Source organism: Corynebacterium pilosum DSM 20521 = CIP 103422, assembly GCF_000373805.1.
GTDB classification, from domain to species: Bacteria; Actinomycetota; Actinomycetes; order Mycobacteriales; family Mycobacteriaceae; genus Corynebacterium; species Corynebacterium pilosum.
In genome coordinates, this window is sequence record NZ_KB892468.1 from 1 (window position 1) to 14,690 (window position 14,690).

A 14,690-nucleotide genomic window follows, 5' to 3' on the forward strand; every position below is an offset into this window, starting at 1 on the left:
ATTCTGATCACGGAAGTGTTTATACCTCGAACGCGTTCCAGAACACCTGCACAGAATTAGGGATCCAGCAATCAATGGGATCAATTGGTACCAGTGCGGATAACGCTTTGGCGGAGTCGTTCAATGCGGCGATGAAGCGGGAAGTTCTTCAGGATTCCAAGACGTTTGCGAACCAGTTGCGCTGTCGNCGGGACGTTTTCCGCTGGTGCACTCGTTACAACACGGTGCGCCGGCATTCCTGGTGTAAATATCTCGCGCCTGCGGTGTTTGAAGAGCGCTGTTCTGTTATCCTGAAATCTGCTTCCTGATTGAATCCTCCGTGTCTACTATCCGGGGGTCGGGCCCAGAAGCACCCTTAAATATCATTACCTGACTTTCCTATCTTTACTTGCTCATTGGAGCCTCAATGCGGTCACACGATTTTAGTAAACAATACAACAAACTTGCCGGGTAATCATTTTCGCTGCCTGTAAGTGCAGCGGCTTCCCTTTTGATTGTTTTATAACCGACGAGGCGGCCTTAGTCGTACTTACTAAAGGCTGTACATCAGCCACCATCTGATCGGTTCTCGCATTCGAGTTGTGACCTAGTAGGCATATTGGCGACATCGCCCTTTTCATCTGTGTCCCGCGAATCCATTTACCGAAACCTATAAGACATAGCGCACACCGGTGGCCGGTGTGCGCTAGTTTCGCCTACTTAGCTTTAGAACCTACGGCCCGCCTCAAATCTCGAGTAAGCCGCGCCCAGAACTATTACCAATAGACCGAGGAGCAATGTCGGGAAAAGACCATGGCCTCCCGTCTTGGGTAGCTCGCCTCGGGTTTGGTCGGTTACCAAAAGCTCAGCTGAATTCGGGTTGTCTTCTGAGCTTCCCACCAACTCCACCTGCCCAAGTTGTGTCGGAGCGGATAGAAGGTTGACTTCGTATTGTCCTTCCGAAGACAGCAGGACCTCAAACTCCACGGGTTGCGGGAGTAACGAGTAACCTTCAGGGGCCTTCTTTTCCACCAGACGGTACCGCCCAGCTTCGAGAGTTGCACGGAATTCTGCCCCACCGTCGTTGTCAAGCTCGACAACGGAAACAGTTCCATCTTCCTTCAGTTGCGACAATTCAAACTCAGCGCCGGCGACCTCAACAATCTCGGATCCACCTGGCTTCACGCCAAGCTTCTTAATGAGCAGCTCGAGAGTCGTCGGTTTCTTCTCGACGTTTGTCAACGTGCAACTTAGACGTTCCGTTGCAGAAACATTCTTGACGCGGATGCCCGGGTTAGTCGGATCGTCAATATTATCTATGCGATCGTCAGAAATTTGAGCTCCACGCTTGCCATTCGAGTCGAGCGAGTAGCACACGCCATTCTTACCAGACTTAACCGGTAAGAGTTGATAGCTACGCCCTTGCCTAGCAGTGGAGAGATCTTCAGTAATTAATACCTCGCCTTGTCCTTCCTCACTAAACGTGTACGAAACCTTCGAGGTGTCGTCGGTAAGCTTTGTTAAAGGCTCATCGCCGACGTCAAGAGACCCACCAAATCCTAAGTCGAATTGCCAATCGGAGCCGCCTGGCCCGCTGTTGTCTGCTGATGCAAACTCAGATCCCGGAGTAGCAACTCGCTTCTCTACTTCCATCACACAATCAACTGGCGTACCGACGGCGCTTGCCAGAATCTTTCCGTACGCATCGATATCATCAAACCGGAAATGATCTGCCTCGTAAGAGTTTTGCACCTGGTTATCCCACTTCTTAGGGCCTGAGATGGCAGCTAAGTTCGTCTCCGATACGGTCATATATTTTTCACTGCCCTCAGGATAAGATGGAACACCTACAGCAACTACACGTGTGCCTTGGGATTTCAACGTATTTGCCGCGGCGATAGCCGCTTCAACGTGCCGGAAGTCATTAAACGCTCCCTCATCAATGATGTTTCTAAACCCATCCCGATCCGTATGCGTTGGATTTCCATCGGTGATGAAAAAGGCAAGATCGAAGTTGGCGCTGTTTCTTTTGTTCGCGTTGATCAGTGATCGAAAGCCAGCGTCCCAGTTTGTTGCGCCATTAAAGCTTTTAGAAAGTCCTTCTGCGAAATCCGTCAACTTACTCACATCTGCAGGATTTTGCATGTCATATAGCCCGAGAGCCTCTTGCCTGTTATGGGGTGAACTCGTAGCAAAAGTTCCGATTGAAAGCGTTGAGTAAGTACCTTCCAACTCCCCAATGATCGTTTTTAACGCTTTAGATTGAAGCTCTGCGCCTGTTTTACCAATACTGCCGGAGAGATCGACCATGGCGGCGATATTTCTTTGCTCGGCAGAGCAGACCTTCCCGCCAGCTGGGGGCGGTACATTATCTCGGACTTGCTGGATGACCCCCATCGAGTTTCTTGGCCTAACAATGTTACCATCAAAAATAGGCTGGGTATGGCCATACATAAAGGAATTACTTCGTCTACCACGGTCTGATCCGTATCGTGCCCCGAACCCCCAACCCGCGTGATATGACTTTCCAGAGTAGTACGTCTTACCACCTTCTAGATTAGGTGTAGCGAAGGAATAGTCAATGACTTTGCCTTCCCGCATGAACGTTCCTTTCGAACCGGAGCCACCGATCCTAAGCTTGTCCAGTGGTTTATACCCTGGAGTGGCGGTTTCCTGTTTCACCCAATAATAATTGTATTTACCGTCTCTCTCTACAGGTACATAGAAAACACATTCACCAAGTGCGTCGACTTCACAAACCGCCCAGTCCTCGTTGATCGCGGGACCCGGACCGTGTGGCCCTTCCTCTAGATCGTTGGCTTCGGCAGTACCAAAAGCATTGTCGTGTGCACGACGGTGCAGCCGTAAGGTTGCACCTGTAGCCTCTGAGACTTCTTTCACAGAGTTTAGGCGACCGCTCACGAAAGGGTCTGCACCGTTCACGACCCCCGGTGGCAAAAGATCAGAGCCGACTTGGACTACGATTTTTGCCTCGTTACCATTCGGCTCACGATATTCAAACGTACGTCTCGCATCGTAGTCGCGCTTCAACGTGTATCGAACGATCACGCGGTCTCCGGTTCGAACTTGCACTCGGTTACTTGACCATTCGTCATATGGGGTCTGACTGCTGGGTGTTCGCCAGTTATGATTAATATTTCCAGTTCGCGCACTACGACTGGGGTCCTCCGTGTTAATCCACAAATCGCCTTGACCGTCGATGCGAACGGTGCCGAGCTCAGTCTTGCAAGTGTCCTTGCGTTCATAATCACAGAACCAAGCGCGTGGATTAAATTGAAGATTACCGAAGTTGACAGGTCGAGTGGCATTCTCGACCTCGAATGTAAAGCGCAGAACGGCTTCTACACCATTATCACTCTCGGTCGTAATATCGTCGAGCCTGTACCTAGGACTATTACCATAGCTAAAGTCAGGTAAGTCGCCGAATTCTTCTTGCTTGTATTCAGGCACCTGGGGGTTCGAATTGACCGCCAACGCGGATGCTCGTGCCTGGCTGTTGCTTATACGGGGCGCAACACTTGGAAAGTCTGCTCCAGGTGGTACAAGAGACCAATCATGAGCACTAGGCTTTTCGTCACTGTCAAGCAGTAAAGTCAACTTGGCCTTAGAACCGGCCTCCAGAGGATGATTGATCCGAATCACTTCCTCCTCAGCGACCAAGTCATTCTCGATTGCGTCGGATTGGAGTACCTGTTCATTAACTTTGGCCTGGGTAATGGTGCTTGCAGTCTTGGCGTTCTTACGCGCTAGCCATATAGGTTCACCCGGTTGATAGTTTTCAGGACCGAGGTTCACCTCCATCAAGTAGGAGTGCGTACCATCCGCGCGGATTCGATCGATCACTGAGACCTTGACATCGCCAGGATTCGAATTTTCAGAAAGCGGTGCGATATCTAGGGCTTCAAATAAAGAATAGGATTCTTCGAATGAATCTGCTTCGATTGGCTTTTCAGTCGTCGGAGCCACTGCCGACGGCTCCGTTTCTGCCGATGGTGCCGCTGGGCTGCTAACCGACTCCGAATATTCGAGTTCATCTTCTGGTTCTGATGATGCAGTGGGAACCATACCCGTGGCCGCGACAAGGCCAGCAACCGCAAAAGCAGACGCCAAACGCCGCATCGACCGTGGAATACGCTCGAACACCATTATTTAGCCTTTCTATCTGTTCGAACTCGCCGGGAGAACAATGCGCTACCAGCAATAATCAGTACAACACCCGCGATTATGAAACCTAAGACGCTAGCGCCAGTTTCAGCCAAACCTGACCGCGCTGGATCCGGTGCATCCCCGGGCCGTTCTTGTGGTGGGACGCCCTCTCCCGGAGGAGCAACAGGGGTCGTCGTAGTCGGGGGTGACGGTGGCGATGTGACAGGTGTTGTCTCCGGTGTCGTTCCCGGCGGGGTGGTAGGCGGTACTTGGGGAGTAGTACTTGGTGGTGTTGTCGGCGGTGGTGTGCTTCTATCCGGCTTTGTAATCACTACAGAGTCATGGGAGAACTTGCACGATACCGGGTCACCAATTAGTGGCATCATCACCAACATTGGCCGAGAAGGACGATAGTCAAACTGACCGTCGTCAGGAACCAGCTCATCCAGTAGGTAGAGCCCGGGCTCAAGTCCCGTAAATTCAGCGACACCAGAAGCATTCGTTCGCTGCGTGCGTGTTCCGCTAAGGCCTGCGTCACGGGCTTGATCGAGCGTCATGTTCATCGCTTTTTGGCGGGCTTCTACAGTAGAAAAATCAACGTTGACTTTCTGCAGACGAAACTGCATCCCGCCTACTGGCCCATAATGCAATTTCCCAGCGGGGACTTCATCATAGGGATTTGGAGGCGTTTTACTAATCTGCAAAGTCGATCGCATCGACATATCGATATTCCCCGTAGGGGCACAATTGGGGCCCGCTCCGGTAACTACTTTCGAATCGGCGAACGCCACGTTGGGCATGGCCGCAGCCAATAACCCAACCAGGCACATCGACGTAGCAATTTGTTTAATCATCATGGTTCACGAACCTTACGAATTTCTCGAACGACCCACCAGAGAAGAGCAGCCAGAATGATCGCGGCGAGTGCAACCAGCAACCACATCCACCACTGCATTACGCCACCGGCGTCGTCGATAAGATCGTCGTCTTCTGGGGTGTAGGGGACACGTTCAGCATGCACCAGCAAACGGTGTGTATTGACTCCGTACGGCGTACACGTAATTAGCGTCAGCAAGTCCTTTCCGTCTTCCGGAACAAGACCTCCCACGTCAGTTGGGAGCACCACTTCGGTACTACGAACCTCATATTTCAGTGTTTCGCCGAAGGTGTTGATGAAAACCGCGTCGCCGACCTTGAGCTGGTCTAAGTCATCAAACAAAGTTGCATTCGTCAGACCTGTATGCCCGGTAATGACCGACCGAGTTCCTTCCCCACCGACGGGGAGGGCGGAACCATAGAGATGCCCGAGACCTTTTTGCAGGGTTGACTCGTCGGTGCCGTGGTACAAGGGAAGTTTGACGTCGATAGCGGGAATCGACACTGCCGACATGGCAGTCGCGCCGCTCAGCTGATTCAGATACTCCTGATAATCCTCATTATCAGGGCTGATGCGCGCTAGCCAAGGGTCCAAGATTGGCTGCCCGGCAACCCGCGCGTTATACTCCCGCGCTTCCTCTATCTTCGCCTGCGATTCAACAGAGTCGCTATCGCGGAACTGCTCATCGTATTCGCGAGCGATTTTCTGCTGATAAGCATTATTTACCGTTGTTGCGATGACTGGATACAAAACGATGCCGACACCGACGAGCACAATCAACACCGGCACGATCACCCGCATGATAGGTGACTGCTGCTTCGGGGTTAATTGCTGATCACTTGTTACCACGCGACTATCCCTTGCTGAGAAAAGCTAAAACTGGCGGGGAAATTTGACATATCAACGCCTCCCCGCTGGGCGCGGATGTTGACTACTGCATGAGGCAGCAGTCAACGGCGCCTTATTTAGGCAGCTGCGGTGTTGCGGCGTGCAGCATATGCACCGCCGCCAATCACGAGCAGGCCAAGAACAATGAGCAAACCGATACCCATGCCACCGGTATTCGGAAGCTGAGACTTGTGGTTCTTCATCTTGATGCGGTACTCATAGACACCTCGAGCATCACCTTCGCGCAGAGCTTGCTCAGACTCGCTCGCGGTCAACACGAATGGGATGAGGGTCTTGTCCAGCTGGAAGCCGCTTGGAGCCTTGGTCTCCTGTGCACAGTACGTAACTACTGAGTCGACGGAGGCGTTATCTTCAAAGTCAGAGGCATGGATGCCGGTGACAGTCAAAGTACCTTCCTCGTTGGTCGTCCATGTGGTCTGACCGTTCACGCTGAGCGGTTCGGTGCCTGCAACCTGCTTGTAGACACCATCGTCTTCCTGGCAACGTACCAGCTGGAACTCAGCCCCCTGGAGCGCGTCGTCTGTGGCTGCGTCAGTCTTTACAACGGTGAGCTTACCCCAGTAGGTCTTAACTTCATCGGACTCGCGCTTTAGTTCGCCCTCACCGTTACCGTTGTTGAAGTACTGCGTTGCCTTGTTAGGAATGACCTGGACATCGGCTGGTGCCGTTGCCTTGATCTCCATCACCACGGATTGTCCAGCCTTACGAGCCTCTTCGAGTTTCGTCAGACCTGTATCGTTGAACTCAGCTTCAATCGTGTGTGCTCCACCATTTTCCCCAGGGGTGATGGTCACGTTGTAGTCGCCCTCTACCAGAGTTTGCGTTCCATCCGACAACCGGACAGCAACCTTGTCCGCTTCAGGTTTGGCGAGACGGCCGTCGAGGTTATCAACAATCCGGTAAGAAACGAGTTTATCGCCCTTAGCGGGGGCAGGAATGTTTGCTTCGATGGTGTAGGTGTACTCCGAACCACCATGCACGTCGGCGTCCTTGACGGTCTTCGTCACGCTGGCTTCGGTGTTCTTCGGGTAGGCAACGACATCGTTGATCATGGTACGACCGTCAGCACTAGTCACTGGCACAGACACCAGGAAGTCTTGGCTCTTGACATACTGGTCTGGGGCCTTAGTCTCGCTCACTCGGTACAAACCAGCGGGTAGGTTCTCGAACCTTACCTTGCCGTATGAGTCGGTGTTGCCTGTCGCCGTGTGGCCGCCGGGGACCGGCGTCGCAGCACCCGCATTATTCGCGTCAGCACCCGTTGCTGGGGTTACCTGGGTGATCGAGAAGCTGAAACCCTCACCAGCGTCCGCCCCTGGCAGGTCAGTCAGTGCACTGCCATCATATCCAGCGACCTCCTCATTAGCGCCAATGCGCTTGTGGATGGTCAGGCTGTAGGACTGGGATTGTTCCTGGTTTGTGTCACCAGGAATAGGATCCTCCAGCGCAACAACAACTGGTGCCAGACCGCCGGCAACCACAAACGATGTGGCTACGGATGCAACCAGGGACCGCTTGAAAATATTCATGAAAACCTCACAGAAACTCTAGATCCCCACCAAGTCATCTGGCGACGGCCCAGCCGGGAATCAAACAATGGTGACAAGCCGGATCGAAATCCAGACCCTGTCCAAATTTAGACCCCCACCCCTTCCCTTGTCAAGTAACTGAGATTTTCATGTGCCCTATTCCTTATACTCTTCTCAGAAACCAGCCTTAACCTGCGATGAACTGGTCGTTCACACCGCGCCAGTCGCGCGGAAATATAGATCCGCCTGATTGGACAGCCCCCTTTGAAGAAGCGTGTAGATGCGTCTTTCTAACACCCGTCCACACATTTTCCCTTTCAGATTGCTTCGCTGATGGTGCTTCCCTAACCACCCTTAAGCGGGGTCTGTGGTCTCCACAGTTTTCACTTCGCCGTGATCTTCAGGTTTACCCAGAAATAGTGCAGCGATGACAGCAATGACCAGAATGCCTCCACAGGTCAGAAAGGCTATTGCTGCGCCCTCCCCCTGGGCCGCGCGGGTACCCCCGCCAGCATCGGATACGTGCCCAAAGATAGCGATCATCACGGCGATGCCCGCCGCGCCAGCAAGTTGAAGCAGAGTATTTAAGATGGCGGAGCCGTGTGAATAGATGGACGCTGGTAGGGAGGACAAGGCAGTGGTCATTAGCGGGGTTAAGGACAGCGCCATCGCCACGCCGAAAATCGTGTACTGAGTGACCAGCAGCCAGACCGGGGAGTGCTCGTCGACAGTCCCCATCCACAGCAACGCCCCAGCACCGATGATGGTGCCTGGAATGACAAGCGGCCTAGGGCCCACCCGGTCATAGAGCGCACCGGCAATCGGAGATATCACGGTCTCTACCAGTCCGCCAGGCAGGGAGGCCAAGCCGGCCACCAGCGCGGTGGTCAGCAGCGCACCCTGCAGATACAGCGGCAAGGTGTTGGCCATTCCCAGCATCGCGGCTTGGAACAGGACGATGACGACGATGGCCACCACGAAGTTGCCCACCTTTAGCGGGGTAAGATCCAGCAGCGCACGGCCCCGCGGTGCAAGAGCGATCTGGCGCCACACAAACAAGGCCAACCCCACGGCACCAGCCACGGTGATCGCGATCACGGCACCAGAGCCGGAGCCACCGTCGATAAGCACCCCCACAGAGGACAGGCCATAGACCAGCCCACCGAAGGCGATCGCAGAAAGAACAACAGAAATCACCTCCAGCGGGGCGCGTTTCAGTTCGCCCACGTTGCGCAGCTTCCAAGCAGCAAAAGCCGCGGCGATGGCCACCAGGACGGCCATGACCCAGAAGGTTGTGTGCCAGGTGGATACCGCCATCACCGCACCAGCGAAGGTGGGGCCCAGCGCGGGGCCGACGGCCATGACAATGGCGATCACACCCATGACGGTGCCGCGAACCTTGGGCGGGACAACGGTCATCACCACGGTCATCTGCAGCGGAAGCAGGATCGCGGTGCCGATGGCTTGGAGGACGCGCCCGCCAAGCAGGATCGGGAAAGTGGGTGAGATCGCCGCGACCACAGAGCCCAGCAAGAAGGCGGCGACGGCGAAGAAGTAGACCGCTCGGGTGCTGAAGCGGTCCAGGATCCAGCCGGTCATGGGCATCATGATGGCCATGGTCAGCAGCACACCGGTGAGCAGCCACTGGGCAACCGCGGCTGTCACGTCAAACTCCGCCATGATGGACGGCAGCGCCACCGACAGTGCTGTCTCATTGAGCATCATGACGAATGTCGTCAGCGCAAGAACGGAAATGACGAGGATGGTCTCCCCTGTCATCGATCGAGAACGCGGATCAGGCGTGCTCATCCGGCAACCTCCAGGAAAAATAGCTGAGTATTAATTGAGTATTAATAAGGGCTAGATGAAAACAGGCGCGCCTAGCGCGGGCTGTCCTCAGCGATGGTCTTAGTGTGGCCTGATAGTTCAGGGCGGTGTAAGAAGAACGTGGCCACCGCGGCAACGGTAAGCAGGACCGCACAGATCAAAAACGCAGCGCCACCACCCTGGCCGCGGGACACCACCGTGTCGCCACCGGCGATGCTCACCAGGTCAAAGGTGGTGATCATCACGGCGGTACCGGCCGCGCCGGCCAGCTGCATCAGCGTGTTCAAGATGGCGGAGCCGTGGGAGTAGATATCGTCGGGAAGCGAGCTCATCGCGGTGGTCATCAGCGGGGTCAAGGACATCGCCAAGCCAAAGGAGAAAACAGCGAACATGACCATCACCAGCCACACCGGGGTGGCGTGGTCCACGGTGGACATCCAGAACAGGGACGCCGCCCCCAGGATCGTACCTGGGATGACCAGGGGGCGCGGGCCGATGCGGTCATAGAGCGCGCCGGCGACCGGGGACAACACCGTTTCGACGATGCCACCAGGCAGGTTCACCAGGCCCGCCACCAGGGCGGTGGTCAGCAGCGCGCCCTGCAGGTACAGCGGCAGCATATTGGACGCGCCCAGCAGCACGCCTTGGTACAGCATGATGACAACGACCGCGATGACAAAGTTGCGGATCTTCAGCGGTGCAAGATTCAGCAGTGCCTCGCCCTTCTTCCCCTTGGAGATCTGGCGCCAGACAAACAGCATCAGCCCGATCACGCCGACGGCGGACATGGCCAGCGCGATCGTCGCACCCTCGCCACCTTCCACGATCTCTCCGATCGACGACAGCCCGTATACCAGGCCACCGAAGGCGAACACGCTGAGCACCACGGATACCACATCCAGCGGCGCCTTCTTGATTTCCCCGAGGTCGCGGAGCTTCCACACGCCGAACAGGCCGGCAATCGCTACAAGGACCACCATGATCCAGAAAATCATGTGCCAGGTGGACACACTCATGACGGTGCCGGCGAAGGTGGGGCCGAGCGCCGGGCCCACGGCCATCACAATAGAGATCACGCCCATAACGGTGCCGCGGCGCGCGGGTGGAACGATGGTCATCACCACGGTCATCTGCAGCGGCATCACAATCGCCGTACCCACAGCCTGCAGCACACGGCCAAGCAGCATCACCCCAAAACTCGGTGAGATTGCCGCGACCACAGAGCCTGCCAGGAAGAACGCGACGGCGAAGAAGTACACCTTCCTCGTCGAAAAGCGGTCCAAGATCCAGCCGGTCATGGGCATCATGATCGCCATGGTCAACATCACGCCGGTCAGCAACCACTGTGCGGTGCCGGCAGAAATGTCGAACTCCTGCATGATATTTGGCAGGGCGACGGCCAGTGCGGTCTCGTTGAGCATCATCACGAACGTGGTGCTCACCAGCACCGCGATGATCATGATGGTGTCCGTGGTCATTCGTTGTGCTGGTTTCTTGCTTGCCGACGAAGACATCCGAGCATCCTCCGATATGAAAAACAAAGGACCGCTGCAACACCGTGCGAATAGTATGCGCACGTGGCAGCGGTAGTAAGGCGGGCACTGTGGGTAGCCCGAGTTCCGGAGACGATTATCGTTGATCAATCACGCTACGTCAATACGAGTGTCTAATCACCCGTGGAGGAGGGGCTTTCTCGTTTCTGTTTCCCTCCGCCGGCGGGCACCCATTTCAGGGCGAATGCCATCACCATCACACCGGCGGCGAACAACGTACTGATCCAGCCCAGGCCTGCGGTAAACCCGTTGAGCACGGCGATCGGCGCGATGATGGTCATGCCGATCTCGAAAGGCGCGAAGCCCACATAGGCCACGCCATATTCGTTCAATGTGCCGGAACGCATCTTCGGGTCCACCATCTTCAGCAGTGCGATACCCGTGGCCACGGCGGCGGTTGCCCAGCCCCAGCCGAAGAGGCCACGCTCCAGCCACTTCTCGCCGAAGAAGAGCGGCGCCATGACCAGCAGGTAGAACAGGCAGAAGATGGTGCCCAGGACGAAGAGGAGGACCAGCTGTACCCAGTAGTCTGCCAGGGCCGCGGGCACGATCGAGGCGATACCGAAGGCGATCATGTAATCCGTGGCGGCACCGGAAATGGTGGAGACGGTCTGCTTATCCAAGTAGTCATCCTTGCCCACCATGGCCAGCAAGGCGCGGCCCAGCAGGCCGATCACGAAGGACATCGCGAACAGCGGGATGGACACGTTGGGCCACAGGCTGCTGAAGAACTGGTTGACGTAGTAGGCGATGAACACGGTGAACAGGATCACGCCTGCGTGCAGCGCCAGCGGTTCGATCGACGAGGGGTTGGTGGTAGCGCTACCGATCGAGGGGCGGTCCTCCACCTTCTCGATATAGCCGGAGCGCAGCTCATCGGGCAGGTCGCCCTTCAGCTCCGAGGCGCGCCCGGTGCGGATGCCCCAGTTGGCCACGACCACGCCACCGATGATAGCCACCAGCGTGCCGATCGTCGCCGAGGTAAAGCCCAACGAGGAGGCCGCCTCCGCGCCCGCGCCTTCCAGCGCGGAACCCACGGCCGCCGCGGTACCGAAACCGCCGACGAAGCCCACCGGCAGCATCATGCCGAACCAGTTCTCCGTATCCATCACCGGCGCAAAGAGATAGATGCCCAGCAGGATGAAGATGCCCCACTGGAACATGAACATGGTGGTGGAAAAGCCCCACATGTTGCGGGCACCCTTGCCCACCGAACCGCCCAAGTCCATGGAGTAGGCCATCGAGGCAAAAACCACGGCGATCAGCAGCGTGGTGTAGGTGCCGATGTGCTCAGAAAAGTGGATCCAGCCGAGTACTTCGTCGGCAAGAAAAAGACCGATCAGGCCCGCCGTGATGGGGGCGGGCAGCAGCAGCTGCTGCAGAAGTTTAATACGGCGGCGCAAAATGTTGCCGATAATAAGGAGTAACGAGATCCAGCCGAAATCGATCAGGAAATCGTAGGGGGTGTACTCCATAGAGCCCTCCAACCGATATTTTTAAGACTTATGTGATTAGTCAAAACTACCGCATATTAGCCAGATCACAACAGTGATACAGTTGGGTACATGACACCAAAGATGTGGGACGTAGCGATCATTGGCGCCGGGCAAGCGGGACTTGCAGCAGCTCATGAGGTACGACGCCGAGGAAACACGAACTTCATCATCTTTGATGCCAACGATGGCCCCGGCGGGGCGTGGCGGCACCGCTGGGACTCACTCACCCTTGGCCACACCCACGGCATCGCCGACCTTCCGGGGTTTGCCATGGAGCGGCCCGATCCCACCGTGCCCGCCAGCCACCTGGTCGCCGACTACTACGGCGCCTACGAAGCCGAGTTCGACCTGCCCGTCATCCGCCCGGCGCGCGTCCTCCAGGTCACGCAGGAGCGGATCGACGCCCCTTTCACCATCACTCTTGAATCGGGTGACCAGCACCAGGCCCGCAGGGTGATTAATGCCACAGGAATGTGGGATAGCCCCTATATTCCCTACATTCGGGGGATTGAAAAATTCCAGGGCGAGCAGCTACACACCCAGCACTACCGCGCGGCAGAGGACTTTGCGGGTAAGAGGACCCTTGTGGTGGGCGGCGGTTTGTCGGCGGTGCAGTTCCTCTTGGAGTTGGCGCCCGTGACCGAAACCCTCTGGGCAACGCGCCGCCCGCCAGAATTCAAGCCCGGCTATGACAGGCCGGACTGGGGCTTGAAGGTGGAGGAACGGGTGCGCGCCACCACCTTTGCTGGTGAGGCTCCGCGGTCGGTAGTCGCGAACACTGGTATTCCGATGATTCCTGCCTACTTAGAAGGTGTGAAAGAAGGCACGCTGGTGTCGCGCGGAATGTTCGACCACATCACCTCTGATTCCGTTATTTTTGGGCAGGTGGATTCGCCAACAAGCGACCTGGCGGTGCCGGAGTCTTGGGACCCGCTGCCAGCCGGGCACGAAGAGAAGGTGGATGTGATCTTTTGGAATACCGGTTTCCGCGCCCACTTGCCGCACCTGGCACCGCTGGGCCTGCGGAACCCGGGCGGCGGGATCACGATGGCCGATGAGGTCACCCCAGAGCGCAATCCGGGGATCCTGCTGGCGGGCTATGGTTCCACGGCGTCCACGTTGGGCGCGAATCGGGCTGGGCGGAAAGCTGGGCGTGCGGCGGTGGAATAGGGGCCCGTCGGCACACGTTAGCCTTGTTGACAAGACACTAATTTATGCGAGGAGACACACCACAATGAAAGCATTTGGATTTTTAAGCTTCGGACACCACGCCATCGGTGCCCAACAGGGCCCGGACGTGCGCCAGGTTCTGCAGGACCACGTAGAGATCGCGAAAGCGGCCGATGAGATCGGCGTGAACAATGCCTCCTTCCGCGTCCACCACTTCGCGCCCCAGGGCGCTTCCCCCATGCCGCTGCTGGGTGCCGTGATCGGTGCGACCAAGCACATTGAGGTGGGTACCGGCGTGATCGATATGCGCTACGAAAACCCCCTCTACCTGGCCGAAGAGGCGGCAGCCCTGGACCTACTCGCGGACGGGCGCACCGCACTGGGCGTATCCCGCGGATCACCGGAGCCAGCCGATAAGGGCTGGGAATCCTTCGGCTACTCCGCCAAGGCCCCCAACGGGGCGGACATGGCGCGCGAGAAATTCGACCTCTTCCTCAAAGCCATCGACGGCTACGGCGTGGCCAAGGCCGCCCCGGCCGCACAGCAGTACCCGCGCATGTACCAGGACGGCGCGCCGCTGCCCATCTTCCCGCATTCGCCCGACCTGCACAGCCGCATCTTCTGGGGCTCCGGCTCCAATGATTCCGCGGTCCAGGCCGCGAAGGACGGCGTGAACCTGATGAGCTCCACACTGGTCTCTGAGGCCGACGGCCGCAGCCTGGGCGAAGTGCAGCGCAGCCAGATCGATGTGTACCGCCAGGCGTGGAAGGAAGCAGGACACGAGCGCACGAACCCGCGCGTGTCCGTCTCCCGCTCCATCTTCCCGATCGTCGACGACGAAACCCGCAACTACTTCCAACTCCAGGCCACCGGAGAGGACCAGATCGGATCCCTGGGCGAGGGGCGCAACGTTACCTTCGGCCGCACCTACGCCGCCGAGCCAGACGTGCTGATCGAGCAGCTGCAGGCCGATCCTGCGATCGCTGCCGCCGACACGCTGCTGATCACCATCCCCAACACCATGGGCGTGGACCTGAACGTGAAGATCCTGCAGAGTTTCGCCGAGCACGTCGCCCCGTCGCTTGGCTGGATTCCGAATACTGAAGGCCTCGTGGAGGGTTATGACGTCTCGGAGTATTAGGATCAAGCTAACTAATACTTTCGCCAGAAAGTAAATGTCTAC

Annotated in this window: 10 protein-coding genes; 3 read left to right on the plus strand and 7 right to left on the minus strand. The window is 56.9% G+C overall.

Going from position 1 to position 14,690, the window contains the following annotated elements:
• A partial coding sequence (locus B097_RS13330; RefSeq protein ID WP_155879231.1) for an integrase core domain-containing protein occupies positions 1 to 308 on the plus strand: 308 nt, incomplete at its 5' end.
• Between the two features lie 397 nt (positions 309 to 705).
• Here B097_RS13330 and B097_RS13510 read toward each other — a convergent pair.
• The 7 genes from B097_RS13510 to B097_RS0109330 all read right to left on the minus strand — a co-directional run bounded on the left by B097_RS13510 (position 706) and on the right by B097_RS0109330 (position 12,316).
• On the minus strand, positions 706 to 4,146 hold the full coding sequence (locus B097_RS13510) for a VWA domain-containing protein (RefSeq protein ID WP_115324627.1): 3,441 nt from the start codon (positions 4,144 to 4,146) through the stop codon (positions 706 to 708).
• On the minus strand, positions 4,146 to 5,003 hold the full coding sequence (locus tag B097_RS13515; RefSeq protein WP_147287080.1) for an LPXTG cell wall anchor domain-containing protein: 858 nt from the start codon (positions 5,001 to 5,003) through the stop codon (positions 4,146 to 4,148). The genes B097_RS13510 and B097_RS13515 overlap by 1 nt, the downstream gene beginning before the upstream one ends.
• On the minus strand, positions 5,000 to 5,872 hold the full coding sequence (locus tag B097_RS0109310; RefSeq protein WP_018582256.1) for a class C sortase: 873 nt from the start codon (positions 5,870 to 5,872) through the stop codon (positions 5,000 to 5,002). Before B097_RS0109310 ends, B097_RS13515 begins: the two co-directional genes overlap by 4 nt.
• A gap of 116 nt (positions 5,873 to 5,988) precedes the next feature.
• A complete protein-coding gene (locus B097_RS0109315; protein ID WP_018582257.1) occupies positions 5,989 to 7,461 on the minus strand; it encodes a SpaH/EbpB family LPXTG-anchored major pilin in 1,473 nt (490 codons plus the stop codon).
• A 354-nt stretch (positions 7,462 to 7,815) separates the two neighbouring features.
• Positions 7,816 to 9,270, minus strand: a complete 1,455-nt coding sequence (locus B097_RS0109320; RefSeq protein ID WP_048402632.1) for an MDR family MFS transporter — start codon at positions 9,268 to 9,270, stop codon at positions 7,816 to 7,818.
• A 71-nt stretch (positions 9,271 to 9,341) separates the two neighbouring features.
• Complete coding sequence (locus tag B097_RS0109325) at positions 9,342 to 10,802, minus strand: MDR family MFS transporter (RefSeq protein WP_040429560.1); 1,461 nt, start codon at positions 10,800 to 10,802, stop codon at positions 9,342 to 9,344.
• A 152-nt stretch (positions 10,803 to 10,954) separates the two neighbouring features.
• Positions 10,955 to 12,316, minus strand: coding sequence for a sodium/glutamate symporter (locus B097_RS0109330; protein ID WP_018582260.1), 1,362 nt, complete (start codon positions 12,314 to 12,316; stop codon positions 10,955 to 10,957).
• A 90-nt stretch (positions 12,317 to 12,406) separates the two neighbouring features.
• Between B097_RS0109330 and B097_RS0109335 the strand changes: the two genes are divergently transcribed.
• A complete protein-coding gene (locus B097_RS0109335) occupies positions 12,407 to 13,507 on the plus strand; it encodes an NAD(P)-binding domain-containing protein (RefSeq protein ID WP_018582261.1) in 1,101 nt (366 codons plus the stop codon).
• 64 nt (positions 13,508 to 13,571) lie between these two features.
• Positions 13,572 to 14,648, plus strand: coding sequence for an LLM class flavin-dependent oxidoreductase (locus B097_RS0109340; protein WP_018582262.1), 1,077 nt, complete (start codon positions 13,572 to 13,574; stop codon positions 14,646 to 14,648).
• Positions 14,649 to 14,690: the final 42 nt, after the last annotated feature.

Bases quoted from the DNA above. Each gene is read 5' to 3' on its own strand.
- B097_RS13510 (WP_115324627.1), bottom strand. From the start codon at position 4,146: ATGGTGTTCGAGCGTATTCCACGGTCGATGCGGCGTTTGGCGTCTGCT.
- B097_RS13515 (WP_147287080.1), bottom strand. From the start codon at position 5,003: ATGATGATTAAACAAATTGCTACGTCGATGTGCCTGGTTGGGTTATTG.
- B097_RS0109315 (WP_018582257.1), bottom strand. From the start codon at position 7,461: ATGAATATTTTCAAGCGGTCCCTGGTTGCATCCGTAGCCACATCGTTT.
- B097_RS0109320 (WP_048402632.1), bottom strand. From the start codon at position 9,270: ATGAGCACGCCTGATCCGCGTTCTCGATCGATGACAGGGGAGACCATC.
- B097_RS0109325 (WP_040429560.1), bottom strand. From the start codon at position 10,802: ATGTCTTCGTCGGCAAGCAAGAAACCAGCACAACGAATGACCACGGAC.
- B097_RS0109330 (WP_018582260.1), bottom strand. From the start codon at position 12,316: ATGGAGTACACCCCCTACGATTTCCTGATCGATTTCGGCTGGATCTCG.
- B097_RS0109335 (WP_018582261.1), top strand. From the start codon at position 12,407: ATGACACCAAAGATGTGGGACGTAGCGATCATTGGCGCCGGGCAAGCG.
- B097_RS0109340 (WP_018582262.1), top strand. From the start codon at position 13,572: ATGAAAGCATTTGGATTTTTAAGCTTCGGACACCACGCCATCGGTGCC.